The sequence below is a fragment of the Geomicrobium sp. JCM 19055 genome (genome assembly GCF_000698185.1).
Lineage (GTDB): Bacteria > Bacillota > Bacilli > Bacillales > Marinococcaceae > Geomicrobium_A > Geomicrobium_A sediminis.
This window is the reverse complement of record NZ_BAXL01000008.1, coordinates 128440-152857: the sequence shown is the minus strand read 5'-3', so window position 1 is coordinate 152857 and position 24418 is coordinate 128440. Positions and strand designations below refer to the sequence as shown.

Sequence of the window (24418 nt, the reverse complement as noted above, 5' to 3'; positions counted from 1 at the left end):
CTCTTGCACCACGCACCGCTTCTCTTGCTACGCGCACCGCTCCTCTTGCTACGCGCATCGCTCCTCTTGCTACGCGCATCGCTCCTCTTGCTACGCGCACCGCTCCTCTTGCACCTAACTTTACCTTGCTTGCTCTACACAACAAAAAAAGACGAAGACCGATTGGTCTTGTCTTATATTAATCGATTACTTTGCTTCGTCGAAGCGACGAGCAACTTCTTGCCAGTTTACAACGTTCCAGAATGCTGCTACATAGTCTGGACGACGGTTTTGATAGTTTAGGTAGTATGCGTGCTCCCAAACGTCTAGACCGAGTACAGGTGTTTTACCTTCTGTAAGTGGCGAATCTTGGTTTAATGTGTTTTGGATTTCAAGGTTGCCGTTGTTCACAACGAGCCAAGCCCACCCAGAACCGAAGCGGCCTAGTGCTGTGTTTGCGAACTCTTCTTGGAATGCATCGAATGTGCCCCATTTGTTCTCAATAGCAGCGAGTAGGTCTCCAGATGGCTTGCCGCCACCTTCTGGGCTAAGGATTGTCCAGAACAACTTGTGGTTAGCATGGCCACCACCGTTGTTACGTACTGCTGTACGAATCTCTTCTGGAACCTTATCAAGGTTCGTCACAAGATCCTCAACAGATTGGCTTGCAAGACTTTCGTGTCCTTTAAGCGCATCGTTAAGTTTCGTTACGTACGTGTTGTGGTGTTTCCCATGATGAATGTTCATTGTTGTCTCATCAATGTGTGGTTCCAACGCATTTGCTGCATATGGAAGATCGGGAAGTTGATAATTAGTCATAATAAATCTCCTCCTACGAATCGATTGTAATGTTAAATTTGAGTATGGTAGCAATAACATTCATCATTGCTATTCAACTTACCTCAATTTTACATTAGCAAAGCACCTAACTTTTGGCAAGTAAATTAACTTCGTGCGCTTATAGATTTGCTTCCCTGCATCTTTATTTACTAAACATATTTTTTTCATGAATCTAGTATCGTTATTTTTATAAACACTACTAAAAATAAAAAAATCATTAACAATCGTTAATGATTTGAATGATTACGATATGGTGGACCCTGTAGGACTCGAACCTACGACCGGACGGTTATGAGCCGTCTGCTCTAACCAACTGAGCTAAGGGTCCAAACATGGGGCGGCTGATGAGAATCGAACTCACGAGTGCCGGAACCACAATCCGGTGCGTTAACCACTTCGCCACAGCCGCCATTTTCGTAATTATGTAATTGGTAGCGGCGGAGGGAGTCGAACCCCCGACCTCACGGGTATGAACCGTACGCTCTAGCCAGCTGAGCTACACCGCCATGAATTGGACATTTGCTAATATACCACACAAAACTATATGCCGCAAGCTAAATTCTAATAATCTACCAAATTAATGCAGCGGCTACTAGAATCATGCCGACAAAAATTAGTACAAACTTACCGATCACTCCACCGATAAATCCGAGCAATGACCCAAGTCCAATTTGTGATAGCTTCTTTAGATTACGGCCACCTGCTATCAGTTCTCCAACAATCGCACCGATAAAGGCACCGATCAACAGATTAAATAACGGTAAAGGAATAAGAAGTGGGCCGAGAAGTAACCCGACGACACTTCCCCATACCGCGGCTTTTGATCCGCCGATTTTCGTAATGCCGTAATAACTCGTTAAAAAGTCAATGACGAGCATTAAAACGACGAGAATACCTTGCGCTGTATAGAAAAACCAACCAAAATAATCAAAGCCTGTATAAAGAGCTAGAAAAACGAGTGAGAGGATATACGCTGGTGCACTCGGTATGATTGGGTATACCACACCGATAATTGCTAACGCAAAGCAAACAACTGAAAGTACAATCCATACGATATCCATCTCACTCATCTCCTTCTATTACTTCTCTTCATTTAAAACTGCTTCAGCAATGTTTACGGAGTGGTCACCAATTCGCTCTAAGTTACTTACGATATCGACGAACACGATTCCTGCTGAACCAGAACAACGACCTTCGTTCATACGCATAATGTGCTTCTTACGCATTTTGCGTTCCATCTTGTCAATTTCATCTTCTTGTTGTTCGGTCGCACGAGCAGCTTCCACATCGTGGTGCTCTAATGCATACACTGCATCTTTCAACGTTTTACGTGTAAGAGTAAACATTTCTTCTAAATCTGCTTTTGCATCTTCAGATAATATTACTTTGTTTTTGATTTGATAGTCAACGAGTTCCATAATGTTTTCCATATGATCTCCGATTCGTTCAATATCACGTACGGTATCGAGTAACATCGTATGCGTGAATGAATCATCACTTGAAAGTGATCGGTTAGAGATCTGCATTAAATACTCTGTGATCGTTCGATCAAGGTTGTTAATGGCTTCCTCATACTGGATCGTTCGTTCCGCATTTTTACGATTGTTCGTATGAAGATATTCGAGCACTTCTTCTAATCCTAGTTCAGCAAAGTTCGCCATGCGTAGTGTTTCTGCACGAGCTTGGCCGAGTGCAATCGATGGCGCTCGTTGAATGAACGTTGGATCAAGGTGTTTCGCTTTGTACTCGATCTCTTCGCTCTTACCTGGTATTAATTTCGTTACAATCGTCGCAAGTACACCGATAAAGGCAACTTGTAGCAATAGATTGGCAACGTTATACGTACCGTGAGCAAAAGCAATCGTCATTGGCGGTGATAAGTTTAACGTTTCTTCAAACCAAACAATAAGGTTTGTAAACGGTACGAGTAGAATCATAATGACGGTAGCACCAATTAAGTTAAATATAACGTGACTGAGTGCTGTACGCTTCGCAGCAACACTTGCTCCAATTGAAGCAATGACAGCTGTGACTGTCGTACCAATATTATCACCGAATAATACTGGCAACGCTGCATTTAAATCCATCGCTCCTGAATCGTAGAAGCTTTGAAGTAAACCAATTGCCGCTGTAGAACTTTGAATAATAGCTGTAAACACAGTACCGACAATAACACCGAGAATTGGGTTATCACTCATGCTAAGTGTTAACTCCGCAAAAAAAATGCGTTGTCTTTTAGTGGTTCTACACCATCACCCATAAATTCAAGCCCTAGGAATAGTGCACCAAAACCGAATATAACTTGTCCTATGTTGTTCAATTTTTTGTTCTTAAAGAAGAAAATAAAGAATGTACCTACGAAAATAATCGGTAGTGCGTAAGCAGAAATGTTAATTCCGATAATGAATGCTGTCGTTGTGGTACCAACGTTCGCACCCATAATAACACCAATCGCTTGCGTCAGTGTCATAAAACCTGCATTAACAAGTCCAACGGTTAATACAATTGTTGCCGTACTTGATTGTAGTAAAACTGTTACAACAATCCCGACAAGGACTCCTTTTAATGGATTTGATGTGAAGCGATCCAAAAGATCTCGTAAGCGATCGCCGGCAATTTTCGTTAAGCCGTCGCTCATAAACTTCATACCAAACAAAAAGATTCCTATACCCCCGAGAAATAGAAACAGGAGATCCATTACGTCCAAACTCCTCATCCCTTCAAAACCTAGTATTAGATCGTTTACCCAAAATCGATCATACGTGTCAATTATTAATGTATCATCAAAGGTTTGTAAAGATTATGTAAAGATTATCATACGATTCTTTTTTTCCGCATACAATCTCACTTCCTTTATTGTACATTTTTGAATTGTTTACACCATCTATCTTTATACCTGACTCCAAGTTAGGTTGCCCAAAGATCCTCTCCAAGATGCAAAAAATCCCTTTATACATTAGAAGATTCTACTGTTTGGAGACGTTCATGCAGTTAAACACGCACTTTCAATTTTTGTAAAAACGCTACTTCGGTAGGAACCTCTATGGTCGTTTGGCTGTTTACTAAAAAAAGAACCCTCAACACTGAGGGTTCTTTACACTTCTTCTTTGTTTTCTTTTTGAATCTCCGCAATTAAAATCCGTGTACCATCAACAGACTTCACTTCAACGTCAACGTTCGCTTTCAACCAACTGGCACCTGTCGTTGCGCTGTATGGTTGTCCTTCAATTTCCACGGTTCCTGTTGGTCTGAAATCACTAAGTGTCTTCCCTGTTTTTCCGACGAGATCACGATACGATTCATTCATCGAATTATAGCCTTCTTCACTAGATAACGTATCTTTAAATGTCATCTTCGTCCACAATTCACGTCTAGGGAACACTTTCATAAATAAAAACGCTCCAGAGCCACCGATTAACACACCAAAACCGACGAGAACAGAATACAACAAGTCTGGTGCTGGAATCGCTAAACCGACGATCATTAGCCCGACACCGAGTGCAGAAACCATTCCATCTCCAAATAACTTACCATCTATAAGAATTAACGTTAAACCGATCAAATACGCCCCAACGACCCACGCATTGCCTAATCCGTCTAAATGATGAGCAAAATAAAGGGTAATTAATACGACACCAACCACACCAAAAATTCCTCGTGACTTTACGAGCAATTCTCCAATTAGAAACATCGTGGCAAGTACAACAACGAGAAAACCGACAAAACTATAATCCAACCAAGCCATCTTTATACACCCCTCCCAAAACGTTGCTTTCTTTTCTATACGTAAAGAAGGCTAAAACGGTTTCATATCTAAGTCTATTATAGCAAAAAAATGCTTTATTCTGCACAATCTCATCTTCAAATAGGCGTTCCTTTGTTCGAATATCTTTTATTATTATTCTTTGGCTTCTCATGGAACAATAAAACCCCGCAACCGCTATACGATTTGTATAACGGTTGCGGGGTTTTAATATATTATATTTATTATTTAAGAACCACTCGAAGATTCACTCTCGTTTGAGTTGAACCAATCAGCAATCGAATCGATTAATTCACTAAAGAAATCCATCACCGATTGAAAGAAATTCTGTGTTTCTTCTTGCTTAACCAGTCGCCAATATTATCGCGAATCTGATTCACTTGCTCTCCTAATTGGTTCCAGTCAATGTTTAAATCTTGCATTCTCATAAACAAAGAGACAAGACCGTCCAGTTCTTCATCCGTTAATTCAATGCCTAAATCTGAAGCAATACGTTGAATGAGTGCTCGTAAATCATCTTCATTTTCTACATTTTCTTCTGCAATGGTTTCTTTAATTTGTGTGACTAGTTCTGTTGCTTCTTCCATACCAATCCGATCACCAAGTTCACCCGTCTCTACCATTTCTTCATTCGCAATGCGCATACGCTCTTCTGAAAGACCATCCGCTTCTGAATCATACGCCTTTAGAATACCCGTTAATGCTCCCGTGCCTGAAATGGATGACGGTGCAGTAACGTAAATGTCTGCATCCTCTACACCTGCTGTCACAAGTGCATTTGCATACATTCCTTCAGATACCCAGTTAATGTTATTCGTTTCTACATTAACACCTGATCCAGACTCTTCGATCGTAATGCGTGCAGATGATAAAGCGTTGCTACCAATTTTTCCGGCTGGAATGTATTCACCTAAATAATCATGTTCTTCTGCATTTGAGACCGTTACGATATTGGCGTTTTCATCACTGCCCATTTCTGCTAATAAACTTTCTCGTTGAGCAGGTGTTAAGTCTTCACCGAGCGTTACAATAACATCTCCTGGACCAGCATCCGCGCTCGCGGTTTGTGGAACTGCGAAACTGGATCCGATTAATAAACCTACCATCCCCAAAATTGAAAGTTTTTTTCATTGGAGTGTTTTCCCCCTGTCAAATTCCGTTCTATTCTTCTTTTCGGTTCTACCATACGTCTTGTGAAATGAAAAGAAAATCTGAAGCTTTTTTATATTTTCACAGCATTTTTCCACAAGACAAGCATATACTTATACATAGATAAGTTATTTATATAGTCGTTATTCGAATGGAGAGGTTACACGATGAAAAAAATGGATTTGGGTTGCGTCAATTCTACTCGTTGCTGTTGCCGTCTATTATGATTTGTCACGTGGCAGTTTGCCAGTAGAAGGCTCATTTATAAATGAAGAACCTGCTACAGCAGATTCTGTAGAACAAGATGAGGCCGATCATGTTGAAGAAACAGCTCCATTGCCTGATCGAATTATTGATACTGTAGCGATTGAGGTTGAAAGTGGACAAACACTACTCACCATACTTGAACAACTCCATGAAGAAGCGATCGTAATTTCCATTGAAGACATTAAACAAGACTTTGAAACATTAAATGATGGCACAGAATATGAACAATTAAAAGCTGGAGAAATTTATACATTTCCGATCTACGGACAATAATTGTGAACGAGATATTAAGGTTGACGCTCTTAGCTTGCCAATACACATGAGGCGTTGCTACAATGAGTAGAGCAAGAAGTCATCGACATCGACATCGACTGCCGTTTGACTTCTTTATGATATGTTAAACTTTTAAGCAGGACTTCCTGTTATAAAGAATAGCGTCATTAAAGGGGCGAAGGAATAATGAGTGAACTAACCCATCGTACGAAAACGAGGCCAGTTAACGTCGGTAACCTTGTAATCGGTGGTAACGATGAAGTCATCATCCAAAGTATGACGACAACAAAAACACATGATGTGGAAGCGACCGTCGCTGAAATCAGCCGTCTAGAAGAAGCTGGTTGTCAGGTTGTTCGTGTTGCATGCCCTGACCAACGAGCAGCAGATGCACTTGCTGAGATTAAATCTCGCATTAACATTCCGCTCGTTGTCGATATTCATTTTGATTATCGACTTGCATTAAAGGCCATTGAAGCCGGTGCAGATAAAATTCGTATTAACCCAGGAAATATCGGGAAGCGTGACAAAGTTGAACTTGTCGTAAAAGCTGCGAAAGAAAAAGGGATTCCAATTCGAATCGGTGTTAATGCTGGTTCATTAGAGCGTCACTTACTTGAGAAATATGGTTATCCGACAGCAGATGCGATGGTTGAAAGTGCTCTTCATCATATTTCGATTTTGGAAGAACTTGATTTCCATGACATTATCGTCTCGATGAAAGCCTCAAACGTTGACCTTGCAGTTGAAGCTTACGAAAAAGCAGCGCAAGCGTTTGACTACCCTCTTCACTTAGGAATCACTGAATCCGGGACACTTTTTGCAGGTACGATTAAAAGTGCTGCTGGACTCGGAACGATTCTAAGTAAAGGAATCGGTAACACGATGCGCATCTCCTTGAGCGCTGATCCTGTTGAAGAAATAAAGGTAGCTCGTGAACTTCTTAAAACATTCGGCCTTGCGTCTAATGCGGCTACGTTAATTTCTTGTCCAACTTGCGGGCGTATTGAAATTGATCTGATTAGCATCGCTAACGAAGTCGAGGAGTATATTTCCCACGTAAAAGCACCTCTTAAAGTAGCTGTCCTTGGCTGTGCGGTAAACGGGCCAGGTGAAGCTCGAGAAGCTGACATTGGAATTGCTGGTGCAAAAGGCGAAGGTCTTCTCTTTAGACACGGAGAAATCATCCGTAAAGTACCAGAAGAAATTATGGTTGATGAATTAAAGAAAGAAGTCGATAAACTCGCTGAAGAGCATTACCAAAAATTACGAGATCAAGAAGCAGCGAATTCTACGACATAACAAAAGAAACCCCATACGGGGTTTCTTTTGTTTTACATAAACGGTGCAAACAGAAATGTCATGAGAATCGAGAGTGCACCGATCCCGATCGCCCACCATCCTAGACCGACAGCTCCTTGCTGGCGAGCAAAGAAACCAGTTACGATCCCAGCGGCACCTAATATGACAGGAAGAAAAAAAGAGGGAAACAATCGACATAATAATCGCTGCTGTACCTAATCCAGCTCCCACAGAGCTACGACCCTTTTCTTCATCTGTCTCCAAATCGCTGTCACCTGGACCTGTCCGGTCCATGCGGTAATCTAGATTCGGTGAGCTGACTTCCGCGGAGGTTTCTTCCATATAACCTTGGTTGTAGTTATCGATGAGTGGGTCCGTCATTTCACGTCTTTCTTCTGGACGCTCATTGTAACGTTCATCATCTGCCACCTACATTCCCTCCCTACCGGCTCAAGCGGGCATTACTATTATGTGAGGATCATGAAGATTTATGCTGACAACCTTCTAGGAAATTTTTGGTTTCAACAAAAAATAAAGACCAATCAAGCTGTTCTGCTTGATTGGTCTTTATTGACATGTCTTGCAATAGCCGAACACTTCAAATTTGTGACTCGTTACAGAGAAATCATCTTGGGACAACCTCATCTGCTCCATCGGACATGCGTCAATGTGCTTCGTCTTTCCACAAGTTAAACAAATCATATGATGGTGATGGCTTCCGATACAGCTTAACCGAAAACGCTTCTCCCCTTCCCATTCACTAGCTTCTAAAATGCCAATTTCAGCGAATAGAGATAAATTGCGATAAACTGTATCAAAGCTTAAACCGTTATATTTTTCTTGCATAAACACGAGCACTTCTTTAGCTGGCGTATACCCATCACGTTCACTTAAAAACTCAATGATATCTTTACGTTTGTCAGTATACTTGTATCCGGAAGACTTCAACGAGTGAATTGCTTTAGTTACATTCATTTTGTACCTCCAAGATCAAACATTTCATCACAATTATAGCAAATGATGCAAACTTTATCGATTTTGAACGTTTCGATTTAAAGATGCTTTTACGATTTTATTTTTGAGTAAGCTTAGAAGCAAGATGATCACCGCAAAGACGACAATAACCCCACCTGGAGCTAAATCTAAATGAAAACCGAGAAAGATCCCGCTTAAAACCGAGATTTGACCGAATATGGCCGCGTACACGAACATTTGCTTAAAGCTCTTCGCCCACTGCATCGCACTTGCGACAGGTAATGTCATCAATGCCGATACGAGTAGAATTCCGACGATCCGGATTGACGCTGCAATGACGAGTGCTACTAAAATCGAAAATAATAACTCCAACCATTTGCCTTTTAGTCCTGAAATGGCTGCTTGCTCTTCATCAAACGATAAGAAAAACCATTCTTTATAGAAGACAAACAATAACACTAATACGATGACCGCTATAATGATAATCGTCATTAAGTCATTGCTACCCACCGCTGCAACGCTACCGAATAAATAAGAATATAAGTCCGTGTTAAATCCATCTGCCAAAGAAATAAAAATAACAGCAAGTCCAACACCAGCAGACAAGATAATCGGAATCGCTAACTCTTTAAAGTGCCCATAAACCGTGCGTAACTGATTAATAAACAAAGAACCAATTACTGCGAACACCATTCCCATATAAATCGGATCGTATAACGAAAAGATTGCAAAGAAGTTCGCTAATAATAAGTGGAAGGCAATCCCTGTTAACGTAATGTGTGAGAGTGCGTCGGCTACGAGTGACATCCGTTTTACAACGAGAAACACACCGAGCATTGGTGCAATAAGCCAATTAATACTCCAGCAATTAATGCATTTCGTAAAAAGTCATATTGAAAAAAAACATCGATCATTTCGCAATTTCCTCGTGTTCATGAATGATATGTTGGACATCATAACCGTAAAGAGAAGATAAATTAGGATTCGTTTCAAATTCATGCGCAGTACCGTGAAAATGAATGGACTTATTCAAACACGCAACATTTGTGACGTACTTTGTCATCGTCCCAACATCATGGCTAACGAGTAAAAGTGTTAGTCCTTGATCTTGATTTAATTTACGAAGCAAATCATAAAATCGTCTTGCAGAAGTTGCGTCAATCCCAACTGTCGGCTCATCTAAGATGAGTAAGGTTGGATCGCTAACGAGCGCACGCGCAATTAGAACCCGTTGTTGTTGTCCACCAGAAAGCTTCCCAATCGGTTGTTTTGCGTATGCATCCATCTCCACTGTTTTTAGTGCTTGCATCACTTTATTCCGGTCATTGCGTTTCATAAAGCGGAATAAACCGAGTTGGCCAAATAAACCCATTGAAACAACTTCAAAAACAGTTGCTGGAAAGCCTGCATTGAATCGATTCGCACGTTGAGAAACGTAGCCGACTTTTGACCAATCATCAAACGATGAAGTTCTGAACCAAATAACGAAAGTTTTCCAGCTTGCGGTTTTATTAAGCCCAGTATACACTTGATTAATGTAGATTTTCCGGAACCGTTTGGACCGACGAGTCCTAAAAACGACCCCTCTTCGATCGATAAGTTCAAGTTCTGTAATACGGGTCGGTCTGTATATTGGTAAGTTAAATTGTTTACTTCAACGATGGTTGATGCTTTTGCCATCATTATTTCCCCCTAGTTTCAAAAAAAGCAAAGAACTACAAACGTAATCATTACGATTTACTTTTAGTAGTATAACGCACATCACCATCTTTGTAAACGGAATGGTTGATTGGAGGTTTAAGTATGATTGAACAAGAGCGAATGGCCATTATTGATGTTGGTTCTAACTCCATTCGCCTCGTTATTTATGGAATTGATGCAAAACGACGTTATCGATCGTTATACAATTTAAAAATTGCTGCACGTCTAAGCGAGTATTTAAATGAAGAAGATGCATTAAAACGCGAGGGTTTTATCGTATTAACACAAGTGTTTACACAATTTAAAGCGGTTTTGGATGCTCAGAATGTGGATCATGTGGAAGCTGTCGCAACTGCCGCCATTCGAAGAGCAACGAATCAACAAGAAATATTAAACCATATCGAGCAATCAATGGGGATTACAATCCGTGTCCTTTCGGGGGAAGAGGAAGCTTATTACGGGTATTTAGCAACGATTAACAGTACAAATATTAAGGACGGACTCATGTTTGACATGGGAGGAAGTAGCACAGAAGTTGTCTATTTTAAAAATCGTGAAATTGTCGAATCGTATAGTTTCCCGATTGGTGCGCTAACACTTGCAAAAATGTGGAACGAAGATCAAGCGTCCATGAAGCGGATTCGCCACGTTGCTCATGAGCATTTCAGGCAGCTTTCATGGTTAAAGAAACTGGGTGTCCCATTAATCGGTGTAGGCGGAAGTGTGCGTCAATTAGCGGCGGTTCACCGCAAACGCCAACAGTACCCCGTGTCAGGTTACACCAATATGAAATGACGGACACTCAACTTCATGATACGTTTCACTACTTACGCAAAATTCCACCGGTTAAACGTAGTGAAATTGCCGGACTATCACAAGAACGAGCAGGAAATATCGTCCCTGCTGGCCTCTTTATTGCAGAGTTGATGAGGCACACAGAAGGCAAAAGCCTCATTATTAGTCGCAAAGGGTTACGTGACGGAATCCTCTATGACAAGCTGTTGCAAGACCGACAAACGAGGCGTTTCGTCAACGTAAAAAGAGAAACCATCTATCAACTGATGAGAGAATTCAACTTATCGGACACGTATGGGAAAGCCGTATACTCTCTTGCTCGTTCCTACTACCACTTGTTGTTCCCTAATGACACTGATGAAGAACGAGCGCGAATTGAGCAATTGCTTTTATTTAGTTCTCATCTGCGGATGCTTGGACATTACATCGATGAAGAACATGCCCATGCTCATACGTTGAATGTCCTCATTAATCGATCACTTGATGGTTTCACTCACGAAGAACGTATTTCTTTAGCGCTTTTAAGTTCTTTCACATCGATCAAGCGACTAAGAAAAAAAAGCGCTACAGTATAAACGCATTCTACACGGTCGTTGGATCAGGAAACTCGAGATTCTTGGAGCCATTATACGAATGGCCGCTTCTCTTTACGTTACTGGGCGAGAAATCATCGCTAAAATAGAACTTAAAAATGTCGGTCGTAGTCGGTATTTGCAGTTCGTCTTTCATGTAAAAAAAAGGGGAAAGCTATTACTTTGAGCAACAGCATGCGACCCTTTCGTTACGACAGTTAGAGCGGGCAACAAAAACGAAATATCGGATGATCTTCATCGAAGAAGATCAATCGTAAAACGGCAACATTAACGTTACGACCGTACCAACATTTACTTCACTCTCAATCTTAAACGTTCCACCATGATCTTCAATAAGCTTCTTCGATAGCGATATCCCGATGCCTGTTCCTTTGTCTTTAGTCGTTGTGAACGGCTCCCCGAGCTTATTGAGGATCTCGGCTGGAATTCCAGAACCATTGTCTGCTGCTTTAATTCGATAATGATTACTGACGATGTCTGAATGAATGTTAAAACGCTTGTTCAAAGCCTCTTCTGAATAAGCTTCTATTGAATTCCGAAGTAAATTTAAAATGACTTGTTTAATCATCGTCTCATTCATTAGAATTTTCCGATCTGTTTCTTCGAACTTTGCTTCAAAGACAACATCTTTCAAAAGACATTCTGAACGTATGATGTCTTCTACTGAGCGCATGACCCCCATTGGCGCTTGCAATTTCCTTTCAAACTTCCGTCTGGACATGGATAAGAAGTTCTCAATAATTACATTCATACGATCAACTTCTGAGAATATGGTATGACTGTACTTGTGAAAACTGTCCGTCAGCTCTGACAGTTGCAAAAAAACCACGAATAACAGACAAAGGGTTTCTAAGCTCATGAGCCACTCCCGCTGCTAGGTGCGAAACCGATTCCATCTGTTGGCGATATGCGAGTAAACTTTCATACTTTAACTCTGCACTTTCATCAAAGATAAAACCGACCACTTCTTGATGCCCAGCCAAATACACACTATGTGCAACAATTCTTACATCTTCACCTGATACGAACCGTTTCGTACTATCTTTACGTGTCCATAACGTCTCCATGATGCATTCATACATAATTCGACCATATTCCGACTCTGATTGTAATGATGCAATTGGCAATTCTGGTAGTAAATACGTATTTTGAGAAAAGACTAGGTTCTCAAATTGATGATTTAAATCGGTAATCTCTAACTGGTGGTTCACTCGTATAATTCCACACGGAAGTTGCTTCATTAATTGCGTAAAGGCATTCGCTTCTTCTAATTGTTCTTTCGGTTGACTTTGTCCAACTAAATAAAATCGACCAGAAGCATATTGACCACGATAAAAAACACGGTACTCTTCGCCATGAAACCGGTGAACGAGTGTTGCTTCATGCGACTTACCATCCTCAAACATGCGTTTAAGAAAATTCATCGCTTTTACCCACTCATCACCAATTAGTGAATGAAAAAACGGTTCTGTTTCATTAAAAAAATTACGAGCATCATGATTCTTATAATTAATGCTTCCATTTTGTTCTACAATGACGCGTAATTCTCTACTTAATGCTTGAAAAATATCCTTTTCTTCATCAATCACTTGTAGTTGTGCTGGACTTTTCATATGCTTACTCTCTCCTCATATGAACAATTCCTGAATCTGTATATTGTAAGTATACTAAATCTTCAATTTTATGAATAGCGTATTTGCTAAATTATGCGATTTTCTGGAATTCTTTGTCACTAACCAAGCCCATTCTTGCATACACTAACTTGAAAGGATGTGATCGATTTGTGGATGGGAATTATTCAACAATACATTAAAAACATGTCACCTCAGCAATTAGTGAGCATGGCACACGAACGAGGAATTGACATTACGATTGATGAGGCTAGTAAGTTGTTACACTTGGCACGTACTGAAAAAGTTAACCTTAAAGACCAAGCTTCTGTTTATGCCTTCATTAATAAAGTCGAAAAAGCAACATCGAAAGAACATGCGATGCTGCTTCATGACTTATATGCGCAATTTGGTCATCGTTTGTAGGGTTTTACACACCCAAGATCTTATCTTTTACTTGCTCATCAAACGACGCTTCTTTAAGCATATTGATTTCAAAACGGTACGGAGGACGCTTGTCCTTCTTCTCTTCCCCAACATACGGTGTCTCAAGGATTTTAGGAACGTCTTTGACAATCTCATGATGGACGATGTAATTTAAGGCATCAAAACCGATATGACCAAAGCCTAAGTTCTCATGACGGTCTTTACGAGCGCCTTGTGGATTTTTACTGTCATTCACATGTAAAACTGCAAGGCGGTCGAGACCATGATGGAGTCGAACTGTTCCATGACACCATCAAAATTGTGGACAAGGTCATAACCTGCATCGTGAACGTGGCACGTATCAAAACAAATCGTTAGCTTCTCATTGTGTGTTACACCATCGATGATTTGTGCTAACTCATCAAAGCTTCTTCCACATTCTGAGCCTTTTCCTGCCATCGTTTCAAGTGCGATGTTGACGTTTTGGTTTGGATCAATCACTTCGTTTAGACCTTCAATGATCTTAGCAATCCCTTTGTCAGCACCTTCCCCGACATGCGCCCCTGGGTGCAACACAATTTGTTTTCCACCTAGTGCATCTGTTCGTTCAATCTCTGATCGTAAAAACCGTACGCCAAGATCAAACGTTTCTGGCTTAACAGAATTGCCGATGTTAATAATGTAAGGCGCGTGAACGACCAATTCCTCAATGCCGTTTTCTTTCATGTGTGCTCGTCCTGCTTCGATGTTTAGCTCTTCAATCGCTTTACGACGTGTATTCTGAGGAGCACCAGTATAGATCATCATAGCACTTGCGCCATAACTTGTTGCTTCTTCGCTTGAACCGAGCAACATTTTCTTTCCGTTCATTGAGACGTGAGACCCAATTTTTTTGTAACGCCATTTACTTTCTCCTCCTGCTATTACTCTTTTCTCGTAACTTTTTCTTATATCCCGGTTTGATGTCTTTTTTTCTTAACTGTTGGGAGTGGCGCTTGATCTGTGCGCGTTCTCCGCTTCGTTTTACCAGGAGCATAACCGCTTCCGAGTTGGTCAATTTCTTTCCATTCTCCATTCTTTAAGTCGAGGTAATGGAAGAAAAACCGTTGTTGTTGTAGTTTGTGTAGTGCAGGGTAATCTTCTTTATCAACAATTGTATAGACGTCTCCACTTAAATCTTTCCTAGCAGTACGACCGGCGCGGTGTTGATAGTACTCCAATTCTTTAGGAATACGCACATTGATGACGTGAGACACACCTTCAATATCCATCCCTCTTGCAGCGAGATCCGTACAAACGACATACGGTACTGATGCCTTAACGATCTTACGCATCGCTTGTTTTCGTTCTCTAGCACTTAAATCCCCGTGTAACGTCTCCGTTTCAATTCCATTTTCAATGAACAGTTCCGTTAAGCTGTCTGCTTCTTTCTTCGTATTCACGAATACTAAACAAAGAAATGGTCGAAGCGTTTGTGCAATCTCTACAGCGAACTTCTCGCGATTACGACTCTTTAGTGGCATTAAGTAATGCTTTAAGCCTTTTGGAGACGGTGTATTTGGTTGGACATGTACGTGGCGAGGATTGTTCATATATTTCTTTAGAAACGGCTGCAATTTCTCTGGAATCGTGGCAGAGAATACGAGCATTTGTAGACCATCAGGCATGTACGACGCCACTTGGTCCACTTCTTTAATAAAGCCCATGTCAAGCATTTGATCGGCTTCATCAATGATTAACGTTCGTACTTGATGAACGCTAAGCGCTCGTTCTTTACAGACGAGATCATTTAATCGTCCAGGTGTTGCCACTACGATATGTGGTGGACGCTTTAGCTTTTCAATGGACCGGTCTTTGTCTGTACCACCAATGACACGTTGGATTCTTACACCAGCGTAAGCATCCGTTTGGATTAAATCTCTCGTCACTTTGTAAATTTGCTCCGCTAACTCTCTCGTTGGTGCAGCGATGACGACTTGTAATTCATCGACATCCATATCAAGTTTACTTAAAATCGGTAAAACAAAAGACAACGTTTTCCCAGTTCCAGTTTGCGATTGTCCAATCGCATCTTTTCCATTTATAATAGCCGGAATTAAGCGTTCTTGAATTTCAGTTGGACGTGTAATCCGATCTGCGTCAAGCTTTTCTGCTAATTCCTCGTGAATGTTTAATCGTTTCCATGCACTCATTGTGTTCACCTCAAAGTTCTCGTGTCTTGTATACGTTCGACACATCATTTTATTTTACCATAGATGAACTTAAAAAGAATAGCATGCCCCAAAGAAGAACCGACGCCTCTTCGTTGCATATCCTAACTGAAGATAACTCTGTAATGAAAGGGGCTTATAAAATGTATGGATATCCTCCCATGCCTTTGCCTATGGGACCACCGATGAGTGCGTTAGCTGCACGCTCGGCACTACCTATGGCAAGTGCATTTCCGTTTGCTGGAGGAGCCGCTCCCGCTGCAATGGGTGGCGCCTTGTCGTCTGGACTTGGAGGGTCAGCACTCGCCTCAGGTGGTGGCGCTTTAGCTTCGATTAGTCGCTTTATGCCAATTATTCAAGGTGGCGCCAAATGGATCCCTGTTATTCGACGATACGGTCCGATGGTGCGTCAAATTCCTGGTGTCGTTCGTCAAGTAAATCAGATGCGAAGAAATTCACGACAAACTCCCTTATCAAACACTGAACAAGAGTTGATGATTGAAGAGTCACAGCAATTTGAACCACCATTACTAGAAGATCGAATAGAGAGTGAACACGCTCAGTTTGTAGACTCACATGAACACGTAAATGAGACTTCTGACATTGATTTGTCACAAACACGTGCCAATCAGTGGTATACCGGTGATGATCCTCCTCCAAAACTGTACATTTAACAATCAGTTTCCTTTTCAATCTCTCCATCTACCTGTATAATTACATGTAGCCTAAAAGCATTGGAGGACTTGGCGATGGAAGTTATGAAAATCACCCCGAGAGGGTACTGCTACGGTGTTGTAGACGCTATGGTTATTGCTCGCCAAGCAGCAAATGATAAAAGTTTACCACGGCCAATCTATATTCTTGGTATGATCGTTCACAACCAACATGTAACGGATGCCTTTGAGGAAGAAGGAGTTATCTCTTTAGATGGGCCAAACCGTCTTGAAATATTAAAGCAAGTCGATACAGGTACTGTGATCTTTACCGCTCACGGCGTTTCACCAGAAGTTCGCAAACTTGCTGACGAAAAAGGGTTAACGACCATTGATGCGACGTGTCCTGACGTTACCGTTACTCACGACTTAATCCTTGAGAAAAAAGCGCTTGAATACGATATCGTCTATATCGGAAAACGCGGTCATCCAGAACCTGAAGGTGCGATTGGTGTCGCTCCAGAACACGTACACCTCATTGAAACGTTAGAAGACGTTGAGAACCTTGCACTTACACGAGGCAATGTGATCATCACAAACCAGACGACAATGAGTCAATGGGATGTTAAGAACATCATGGAACGCACGCTAGAGAAATACCCACATGCAGAAGTTCACAATGAAATTTGTCTTGCAACACAAGTGAGACAAGAAGCTGTTGGTGATCAAGCGAAAGATGCTGATCTTCTTATCGTTGTTGGTGATCCGATGAGTAATAACTCTAATCGACTTGCTCAAGTATCTAAGGACATTGCGGATACGAATGCTTATCGTATTGCAGACATTAGTGAATTAAAGCTTGAATGGTTAGAAGGCGTAAACAAAGTTGCGGTTACAGCAGGTGCTTCTACCCCAACAGGAATTGCGCGTGAAGTTGTTCTCTTCTTAGATCAATATGATCCTAACGATGAGTCGACGTGGACGAGAGAGCGCAAGATTTCTGGTGCGAAGATTTTACCACCATTACGTAAAAACATGAAATCTAGAGCACGATAAAAGGCGAGTCTTCTGACTTGCTTTTTTTTATTCAATTTGTTAGTTTATAATTAAACTGATAACCTGAAAGGTGTGATTAGACATGAATTCTCTTAAAGGCGTCCACCATGTTACAGCAATAACGAGCAGTGCTGAGAAAAACTATGAGTTTTTTACGTATACACTCGGAATGAGACTCGTAAAGAAAACGGTCAATCAAGACGATATTCAAACGTATCACCTGTTCTTTGCTGACGATCGTGGTCAAGCAGGTACTGATATGACATTCTTTGATTTCCCTGGAATTCCTAAAGGACAACACGGAAACGATGAGATTTACAAAACTTCTTTTCGCGTTCCAAGTGACGATGCTTTACTTTACTGGGAGAAGCGGTTCGCTCGCTTAGGCGTCGAGCATAAAGCAATCACACAACAGTTTGGTAAACGAGTGCTTGATTTCACTGACTTTGACGGACAGCTGTATCAACTCATCTCGGACGAGAACAACGAAGGCGTTTTAAGCGGTACTCCGTGGCAAGAGGGGCCGATTCCATTAGAGTACGCAATTACAGGACTTGGACCTGTCCATATACGAACGTCTCAAAAAGAAGGCATGAGCGCATTTCTAGAGCAAGTGCTTCAATTCCGTGAAGTAAAAGAAGAATCGCCATACACGTTATTTGAAGTCGGTGAAGGTGGAAACGGCGCACAAGTGATCGTTGAACACAACACTGTATTACCTTCTGGAAGACAAGGGTATGGGACTGTACACCACGCAGCCTTTCGCGTTGAAGATCAAGCCGTCTTAAAAGAATGGATCGATCGACTTAACAACCATAAAATTCCAAACTCAGGATTTGTTGATCGACACTTCTTCGCTTCCCTATATGCTCGTGTCACACAAGGCATTCTATTTGAATTCGCAACAGACGGTCCCGGTTTTATGGGCGATGAGCCATACGAAACACTTGGTGAAAAACTGTCCTTGCCTCCTTTCTTAGAGCCGAAACGAGAAAGTATTGAACAGTCCGTACGTCACATCGATACGACTCGAAGTACGATTACGTTTGAAAAAGAATACGAATAACGACAAACACCCCAGTTGTCCTTTTTAGACACAACCGGTGATTTTTATAGAAATGAAAATGGATCCGTATTCAGTTTAGAATCAATCACTTCGATTACTAGTCCACGCTTCTTTGCTTCGTTTTGAAGAACTTCTAGAAGCCCGCGCTTCATCACTTCTTCGACATGGTGACCAGGATCAACGAGTGCAAGCCCTTCGATCTGAGCATCTTGTGCGTTATGGAACTTTAAATCTCCAGTCACATACACATCTGCACCTTTTTGTTTGGCATTCTTCCAATAGTTGTTGCCATCGCCGCCTAGTACAGCGACCGTTTCTATCGGTTTGTCCAACTCGCCAACATAACGAAGTCCATCAATAGTAAACGTCTCTTTCATTTCTTCAAGAAATCGTTTCAGTGTCGTTTGTTCACGTAGCTTGCCAATTCGACCTAAACCGAGCGCTTTGCCTTCAAGTGCCAATGGATAAAGATCGTAGGCAACTTCCTCATACGGATGAGCACGATGAAGAGCTTGAATGACGGCTTGACATAACGGCTCAGGAACAATTGTTTCAATTCGTTCTTCATCTACTTTCGTCTTTACACCTTGTTGACCGATGTGTGGATTTGTCTCATCACCTGGTAAAAAGGAGCCTGTACCTGCGGCAGAAAATGAACAATGAGAATAGTTGCCGATGTGTCCAGCGCCTGCATCACCAATCGCGTCTCGCACCTTCTCTGCATCTTCACTTGGCACAAACGCTACGAGCTTGTATAGCTTTTCACTTTCCGTTGGTACGAGCACCTTGGTGTCTTCAATTCCTAACTTCTCCGCTAACCAATCGTTCACGCCACCTTCAGCAATATCAAGGTTCGTATGAGCGGAATAAACACTAATGTTATTCGTTAAACATTTGTGCACAATCTTTCCTTTAGGTGTGTTCACATCGATGGCTTGTAAAGGGACAAATAGAAGTGGATGATGAGCGACAATCATGTTCACACCGTTTTCTACCGCCTCATCGACGACTTGCTCGGTCACATCAAGCGTGGTCATCACTCGTGTAACGACTGCATTGGCATCCCCAACCGTAAGCCCTATAGGATCTCCATCAACTGCCAATGACTTTGGCGCAAAGCCTTCGACGATATTAATGATCTCTTGCACTGTTGCTGACATTCGGAATGACCTCCTCAATTTGATCGATTTGTTTTTGAATTCTTACGTAAGCTTCATTACTATTTAAATCTTGATGGTTCGCAACAGCAATCTGATCTTTAATTCGATGTAAGTGTGCGTATTCATTCCGCCACTTTTGCATAAACGCATCTGATTGCTCTTTCATTAATAACGGTCCAAAACGCATCGCTAACGTTTCGTCTACACCTTCGTAAGGATCAACGACTGCTTCATCGTTACTCACTGCAACGATTACTTCATAGAAGTGTTCACCTTCTTGAATCATCGTTTCATTTTGAAGCTTGTAACCGTGATTATGCAACCATGATCGAACGAGCTCTGCTGCAACGTTCGCTTGTAATATTAACGTCTTCGCATTAAATAAGTGCCGCTTTCCTTTAGTTAGAATGTCACAGATCAGACCACCACCCATACCAGCGATCGTGATCACATCTACCTCATCACTTTCTTTAATCGTCGTTAACCCATTACCATGTCGTACTTCAATCCGTTCTGTTAACTGATGATTGCTCACATTTCGAAGTGCATTTTGGAATGGTCCACCATTTACATCGCTTGCTACTGCTTTTTTTTATCAATCCGTCAAGAGCTAATGCAACAGGCAGTTGCGCGTGATCGGTTCCGATATCTGCAACTGTCGTATTTCTCGGAGTGTTCAAGGCAATAAAACGTAAACGCTCAGATAGCTGTTCAACGTGCATCATGTTTGTACCCTCTTTCCCTGACGAAAAAAACGCCAATCATAGAAAAAGGAGCCTTACAGGGCTCCTTTTTTTCATTGTTATTGATTTGCAACGTACTCAGCTACAGCTTCAGCTTCTTCACCAGTTACTAAATCTGCAGGCATCATTCCTGGTCCTTCTTCAATCGCTTGAAGTACTGCTTCTGCATCCATACCAGCGATTGGTGGCGCAGAACCTCCAGCTCCATTATCGCCGTGACAGCTTAGACAGTTATCTTCAAACAATGCATCAGCCATCTCGACTGGATCGCCAGATCCTGAATCTCCATTATCATCTGCATCTTCGCCACCAGCACCTAAACCGATGAACGAAAACGTAATGATTAACAAGATACCAACCCCGCAATAATAGCGAATGGTATTAATGGTTGTCCCTTCACGAGCCTTCCTCCTCAAACATAGCTTTATGTATACGTAGAAAAACGATTCGGTTTTTATTTTATACGAAAACTAGATGAAAGAAAAGTCTTCCGCCGTTTGTTTTCGTAAATTGTCATTTTTACTTTGACGTAATTTGCATTTCGGTTGAAAGCTCGGTAATATGAAAAAAACGGGTTGCAGTATTAGGAGTGCAACCCGCATAACGAACTTTCTACTCCATAAAGTCTTTCAAACGCTTACTACGGCTAGGATGACGCAACTTACGTAACGCCTTCGCTTCAATTTGACGAATCCGCTCACGCGTAACGCCGAACACTTTACCTACTTCTTCAAGTGTACGCGTACGACCGTCATCTAGACCGAAGCGTAGACGCAGTACGTTCTCTTCACGGTCAGTAAGTGTATCTAGGACGTCTTCAAGTTGCTCTTTAAGAAGCTCATAAGCTGCAGCATCAGATGGTGCTAGTGCTTCTTGGTCTTCAATAAAGTCACCAAGATGAGAATCATCTTCTTCACCAATCGGTGTTTCTAATGAGACTGGCTCTTGTGCAATCTTTAAGATCTCACGCACTTTATCTGGTGTAAGATCCATCTCCTCAGATACTTCTTCTGGAGTTGGTTCGCGTCCAAGATCTTGCAACAATTGACGTTGCACACGGATCAACTTGTTAATTGTTTCTACCATGTGAACTGGGATTCGGATTGTTCGCGCCTGGTCAGCAATGGCACGTGTAATCGCTTGACGAATCCACCACGTTGCATACGTACTGAACTTAAACCCTTTATTATAGTCAAACTTCTCTACCGCTTTAATAAGACCCATGTTACCTTCTTGAATGAGGTCAAGGAATAACATTCCCCGCCCTACATAACGTTTGGCAATGGAAACGACAAGACGTAAGTTTGCTTCTGCGAGACGACGCTTTGCTTCTTCATCGTCTTCTTCAATCCGCTTGGCAAGATTAACTTCTTCCTCTGCAGAAAGCAATGGAACACGTCCAATTTCTTTAAGGTACATACGAACAGGGTCGTTAATCTTAATGCCTGGTGGTACACTTAAATCATTTAGATCAAGATCTGTCTCTTTTTCCACTTGATCCATACTAGGGACTTCTTCGCCTTCGTTGAGCAAATCGACACCTTGCTCACCAAGATACTCAAAAAATTCATCCATTTGGTCTGAGTCTTGATCATACGGTGCTAATTTCTCGGTAACCTCGGTGTAGGATAGTACACCACGTTTCTTTCCAATTTCAACGAGCTGCTCTTTGACTTGATCGATCGACAATTCACCTTCAGCTAAGCGAGATGGTTTCTCTGCCATTCGATCTCCCTCCTTCCAATTCCAAACGAAAACACTTTACAAAAATGCGTGTATATTAGCGTACTCTCGTACGCTTAAATGGGAGTTTGCTCCCGAATTTCTTCTTAAGAGCAATCAATTGATTCCCAATTTGTACCGCGGCTTCTATATCTTTTCGTTGTTCAGCATTCTTAAGTTCTTGTTCTTTTCCTTCTATTTCTACCCAAGTTGGATAGTTCTTAACCAAGTTGATATAATCTTCAAAGGCTTCTTTGGTCATTTCTACACTTGGCTCAAAAACAATTTCTGTTGCAATTCTTGCCAAGTCAGGGTCTTTTACATACATAACAAACTCATTGCCGCCTTCTTGACGACCTTCTGCATAATAGGCATACAGATAAGCCGCGATGGCTGCGTACTGATCAACATTGAAGTTACCACCGATTGCTTCTTCAACCGATTGCGCCCATTCCTCTTCTTCAATCATCGCTTTTAACAACATGCGTTCTGCGTTATGGAATGCAGGCATTAACCCGGTTTCGGGCTTAGGCTTCGATTTCATCGGAGCTGGTCGCTGTTCAGTCGTTACAGATCGATTCTGATGGTTGCTTCGTTCGTGAACGTGTTGTTTCCTGGAAAGATCATTTAATTCAGTGTGCAACGCCTCCATCGAAAGGTTAAATTCAAAAGAAAGCTCCTTTAAATAATATTCTCGATCAATGGCACTTTCGATGTCTAAAAGAATCTCTAATACCTGTTCGATATATAAGCGTTGTTCTCCTTCTCGCTGTAAGTTTTTCTCACGTCTTAACGATTGGATTTTAAACGACGTTACCGATTGAGAACGTTCGTAGACGAGTGTTCGAAATGCTTCATGACCTTGTGTCTGAATATATTCATCAGGATCGCTACCATCTGGGATTGGACAAATTAAAACGTTGCAACCGACGCTCTGTAAGCTTTGTGCGTTCTTAAAAGCCGCTTCACGTCCGGCATGATCACCGTCATAACAGAGAACAACGTTCTCTGTTAACTTGCGAATCAATTTCGCTTGCCGTGTCGTAAGTGATGTTCCAAGCGCTGCCATGCCATGATCCACACCTGCCATCCAGGCCGAAATTACATCCATGCACCCTTCAAACAATACGAGCTGATCTTTCTTTCGAACCGTTTGTTTCGCCAAATGAAACCCATATAAGATTTCATTTTTCTTGAACAGTTCGGTTTCAGGGCTATTTAAATACTTCGGTTTCGATTCTTTGTGAAGCGCTCGCCCATTAAAGCCAATGACGCGACCTTGAAGGTCATGCAAAGGAAACATCACCCGGTTGTGAAAACGATCATACGCTTTTCGCCCATCTTCAGGAAACTGTAGTAGTCCACCAGATTCTAGTGACTGCACATCAAACTCACGCTTTTCAAGTAAGGTTGTAAGTGACGACCGTTCATTTGGCGCGTAACCAATTTGGAAATGAAGTAACGCTTGTTCAGTAAGACCACGGTTCTCCATATATTGAAAAGCATTGCGACCTTGTTCTGTATTCATAAACAAATGGTGATAAAACCGGGCCGCTAATTCATGAGCGCGCCTAAGCGGATCATGACCGTCCGAACTTCCTTCGTCTGTAGCCACTTCAGATACATCAACATTTGTCATTTCAGCTAGGCGAATAATGGCATCACGAAAAGACAGCTTTTCGTAATCTGTCATAAATGAAATGACATTCCCAGCCGCCCCACAACCAAAACAATAATACAGCTGTCGATCTTTTGATACTGAAAAAGAAGGTGTGTTCTCACCATGGAAAGGACATAGTCCGACGTAACGCCCTTGCCCTTGCTTCTTCAGTTGAACGACTTCACCAATTACATCGACGATCTCCGCTCGTTCACGAACTTCTTGAATGAGCGATTCCGGTATTGGATGAGACAATCAACGATCACCACCACATCGTTCGATTTTATTGTTTGGCACATCAAAAAATGAATAAAGTTTGCAAATAAGTTTTGACAATAATAGCTAAGGATGACGATCGCTAACTCGTATTCTTTACCCAAACTTGCCTACATTGCAAACCATTTCTACAAAAACTGCAAAATACCTCTATAAAAAACGTCTATTCGTTAAAAATATAATAGACGTCACATCTACG

23 protein-coding genes, 3 tRNA genes and 4 pseudogenes are annotated in these 24418 nt (G+C 41.6%); 8 read left to right on the top strand and 22 right to left on the bottom strand.

The features are described 5' to 3' along the window. Positions 1-186: 186 nt before the first annotated feature. The 8 genes and pseudogenes from JCM19055_RS09025 to JCM19055_RS08985 form a co-directional block, all read right to left on the bottom strand. The gene (locus JCM19055_RS09025) at positions 187-798 is read right to left on the bottom strand and encodes a superoxide dismutase (RefSeq protein ID WP_042359498.1); all 612 of its coding nucleotides are present in this window, start codon (positions 796-798) and stop codon (positions 187-189) included. A 272-nt stretch (positions 799-1070) separates the two neighbouring features. Further along, positions 1071-1147: transfer RNA gene (locus JCM19055_RS09020), tRNA-Ile, on the bottom strand. Between the two features lie 5 nt (positions 1148-1152). Beyond that, positions 1153-1228: transfer RNA gene (locus JCM19055_RS09015), tRNA-His, on the bottom strand. Between the two features lie 20 nt (positions 1229-1248). After that, a tRNA-Met gene (locus JCM19055_RS09010) sits at positions 1249-1325 on the bottom strand. A 63-nt stretch (positions 1326-1388) separates the two neighbouring features. Next, entirely contained in the window at positions 1389-1880 is a 492-nt protein-coding gene (locus tag JCM19055_RS09005; RefSeq protein WP_042359497.1) for a DUF456 domain-containing protein, read from the bottom strand. A gap of 18 nt (positions 1881-1898) precedes the next feature. Beyond that, positions 1899-3535, bottom strand: a pseudogene (locus JCM19055_RS09000) (Na/Pi cotransporter family protein). A gap of 378 nt (positions 3536-3913) precedes the next feature. Beyond that, positions 3914-4564 (bottom strand): NfeD family protein, encoded by a 651-nt coding sequence (locus tag JCM19055_RS08995; protein ID WP_042359496.1) that lies wholly within the window; start codon positions 4562-4564, stop codon positions 3914-3916. A gap of 326 nt (positions 4565-4890) precedes the next feature. Next, positions 4891-5688 carry a DUF1002 domain-containing protein gene (locus JCM19055_RS08985; protein WP_370543061.1) on the bottom strand — a complete coding sequence of 266 codons (798 nt, stop codon included), beginning with the start codon at positions 5686-5688 and terminating at the stop codon, positions 4891-4893. Positions 5689-5959: 271 nt separating this feature from the next. Here JCM19055_RS08985 and JCM19055_RS08980 point away from each other — a divergent pair, with 271 nt between their 5' ends. Next, positions 5960-6271, top strand: a complete 312-nt coding sequence (locus JCM19055_RS08980) for a hypothetical protein (RefSeq protein WP_265181969.1) — start codon at positions 5960-5962, stop codon at positions 6269-6271. A 186-nt stretch (positions 6272-6457) separates the two neighbouring features. After that, positions 6458-7573 carry a flavodoxin-dependent (E)-4-hydroxy-3-methylbut-2-enyl-diphosphate synthase gene (gene ispG / locus JCM19055_RS08975; protein ID WP_042359493.1) on the top strand — a complete coding sequence of 372 codons (1116 nt, stop codon included), beginning with the start codon at positions 6458-6460 and terminating at the stop codon, positions 7571-7573. A gap of 32 nt (positions 7574-7605) precedes the next feature. Here the strand turns inward: ispG and JCM19055_RS29100 are convergent, their stop codons facing one another. From JCM19055_RS29100 to JCM19055_RS08955, 4 genes and pseudogenes are all read right to left on the bottom strand, one after another. After that, entirely contained in the window at positions 7606-7764 is a 159-nt protein-coding gene (locus JCM19055_RS29100; RefSeq protein ID WP_265181968.1) for a hypothetical protein, read from the bottom strand. A gap of 376 nt (positions 7765-8140) precedes the next feature. Then, positions 8141-8548: a Fur family transcriptional regulator gene (locus JCM19055_RS08965; protein ID WP_042359492.1), complete on the bottom strand. Its 408-nt coding sequence runs from the start codon at positions 8546-8548 to the stop codon at positions 8141-8143. Between the two features lie 54 nt (positions 8549-8602). After that, positions 8603-9462, bottom strand: a pseudogene (locus JCM19055_RS08960) (metal ABC transporter permease). Further along, a pseudogene (locus tag JCM19055_RS08955) lies at positions 9459-10228 on the bottom strand (metal ABC transporter ATP-binding protein). Before JCM19055_RS08955 ends, JCM19055_RS08960 begins: the two co-directional pseudogenes overlap by 4 nt. A gap of 123 nt (positions 10229-10351) precedes the next feature. Here JCM19055_RS08955 and JCM19055_RS31560 point away from each other — a divergent pair. Next, complete coding sequence (locus JCM19055_RS31560) at positions 10352-11044, top strand: hypothetical protein (RefSeq protein WP_042359491.1); 693 nt, start codon at positions 10352-10354, stop codon at positions 11042-11044. Then, positions 11041-11619, top strand: a complete 579-nt coding sequence (locus tag JCM19055_RS31555; RefSeq protein WP_042359490.1) for a hypothetical protein — start codon at positions 11041-11043, stop codon at positions 11617-11619. Before JCM19055_RS31560 ends, JCM19055_RS31555 begins: the two co-directional genes overlap by 4 nt. A gap of 265 nt (positions 11620-11884) precedes the next feature. Here JCM19055_RS31555 and JCM19055_RS23405 read toward each other — a convergent pair whose 3' ends face one another. Beyond that, entirely contained in the window at positions 11885-12388 is a 504-nt protein-coding gene (locus tag JCM19055_RS23405; protein WP_052366134.1) for a PAS domain-containing sensor histidine kinase, read from the bottom strand. 4 nt (positions 12389-12392) lie between these two features. Then, the gene (locus JCM19055_RS23400; protein ID WP_052366133.1) at positions 12393-13250 is read right to left on the bottom strand and encodes a histidine kinase dimerization/phospho-acceptor domain-containing protein; all 858 of its coding nucleotides are present in this window, start codon (positions 13248-13250) and stop codon (positions 12393-12395) included. A gap of 159 nt (positions 13251-13409) precedes the next feature. Between JCM19055_RS23400 and JCM19055_RS08935 the strand changes: the two genes are divergently transcribed. Then, positions 13410-13673 carry a DUF2624 domain-containing protein gene (locus JCM19055_RS08935; protein ID WP_265181967.1) on the top strand — a complete coding sequence of 88 codons (264 nt, stop codon included), beginning with the start codon at positions 13410-13412 and terminating at the stop codon, positions 13671-13673. A 4-nt stretch (positions 13674-13677) separates the two neighbouring features. Here JCM19055_RS08935 and JCM19055_RS08930 read toward each other — a convergent pair. Both JCM19055_RS08930 and JCM19055_RS08925 read right to left on the bottom strand, forming a co-directional pair. Further along, positions 13678-14543: pseudogene (locus tag JCM19055_RS08930) on the bottom strand (deoxyribonuclease IV). A gap of 77 nt (positions 14544-14620) precedes the next feature. Continuing rightward, complete coding sequence (locus JCM19055_RS08925; protein WP_193745369.1) at positions 14621-15865, bottom strand: DEAD/DEAH box helicase; 1245 nt, start codon at positions 15863-15865, stop codon at positions 14621-14623. Positions 15866-16026: 161 nt separating this feature from the next. On the opposite strand from JCM19055_RS08925, the gene vrrA reads away from it, so the two are divergent. The 3 genes from vrrA to JCM19055_RS08910 all read left to right on the top strand — a co-directional run bounded on the left by vrrA (position 16027) and on the right by JCM19055_RS08910 (position 18658). Next, positions 16027-16557, top strand: coding sequence for a VrrA/YqfQ family protein (vrrA, locus tag JCM19055_RS08920; protein WP_042359488.1), 531 nt, complete (start codon positions 16027-16029; stop codon positions 16555-16557). Between the two features lie 75 nt (positions 16558-16632). Continuing rightward, positions 16633-17592: a 4-hydroxy-3-methylbut-2-enyl diphosphate reductase gene (locus JCM19055_RS08915; protein ID WP_042359487.1), complete on the top strand. Its 960-nt coding sequence runs from the start codon at positions 16633-16635 to the stop codon at positions 17590-17592. 82 nt (positions 17593-17674) lie between these two features. Then, positions 17675-18658 carry a ring-cleaving dioxygenase gene (locus JCM19055_RS08910; RefSeq protein ID WP_042359486.1) on the top strand — a complete coding sequence of 328 codons (984 nt, stop codon included), beginning with the start codon at positions 17675-17677 and terminating at the stop codon, positions 18656-18658. Between the two features lie 44 nt (positions 18659-18702). On the opposite strand, the gene JCM19055_RS08905 is transcribed toward JCM19055_RS08910, so the two are convergent. The 6 genes from JCM19055_RS08905 to dnaG form a co-directional block, all read right to left on the bottom strand. Continuing rightward, on the bottom strand, positions 18703-19818 hold the full coding sequence (locus JCM19055_RS08905) for a Nif3-like dinuclear metal center hexameric protein (RefSeq protein WP_042359485.1): 1116 nt from the start codon (positions 19816-19818) through the stop codon (positions 18703-18705). Continuing rightward, a complete protein-coding gene (locus tag JCM19055_RS08900; protein ID WP_052366132.1) occupies positions 19790-20353 on the bottom strand; it encodes a tRNA (adenine(22)-N(1))-methyltransferase TrmK in 564 nt (187 codons plus the stop codon). The genes JCM19055_RS08905 and JCM19055_RS08900 overlap by 29 nt, the downstream gene beginning before the upstream one ends. Continuing rightward, the gene (locus JCM19055_RS23395) at positions 20322-20543 is read right to left on the bottom strand and encodes an SAM-dependent methyltransferase (RefSeq protein WP_152549818.1); all 222 of its coding nucleotides are present in this window, start codon (positions 20541-20543) and stop codon (positions 20322-20324) included. The genes JCM19055_RS08900 and JCM19055_RS23395 overlap by 32 nt, the downstream gene beginning before the upstream one ends. Positions 20544-20620: 77 nt before the next feature. Continuing rightward, positions 20621-20911: a cytochrome c gene (locus JCM19055_RS08895; protein ID WP_052366130.1), complete on the bottom strand. Its 291-nt coding sequence runs from the start codon at positions 20909-20911 to the stop codon at positions 20621-20623. 262 nt (positions 20912-21173) lie between these two features. Further along, complete coding sequence (gene rpoD / locus JCM19055_RS08890; RefSeq protein WP_042359484.1) at positions 21174-22286, bottom strand: RNA polymerase sigma factor RpoD; 1113 nt, start codon at positions 22284-22286, stop codon at positions 21174-21176. A 55-nt stretch (positions 22287-22341) separates the two neighbouring features. Further along, a complete protein-coding gene (gene dnaG, locus JCM19055_RS08885; RefSeq protein ID WP_042359483.1) occupies positions 22342-24198 on the bottom strand; it encodes a DNA primase in 1857 nt (618 codons plus the stop codon). Positions 24199-24418 lie beyond the last annotated feature (220 nt).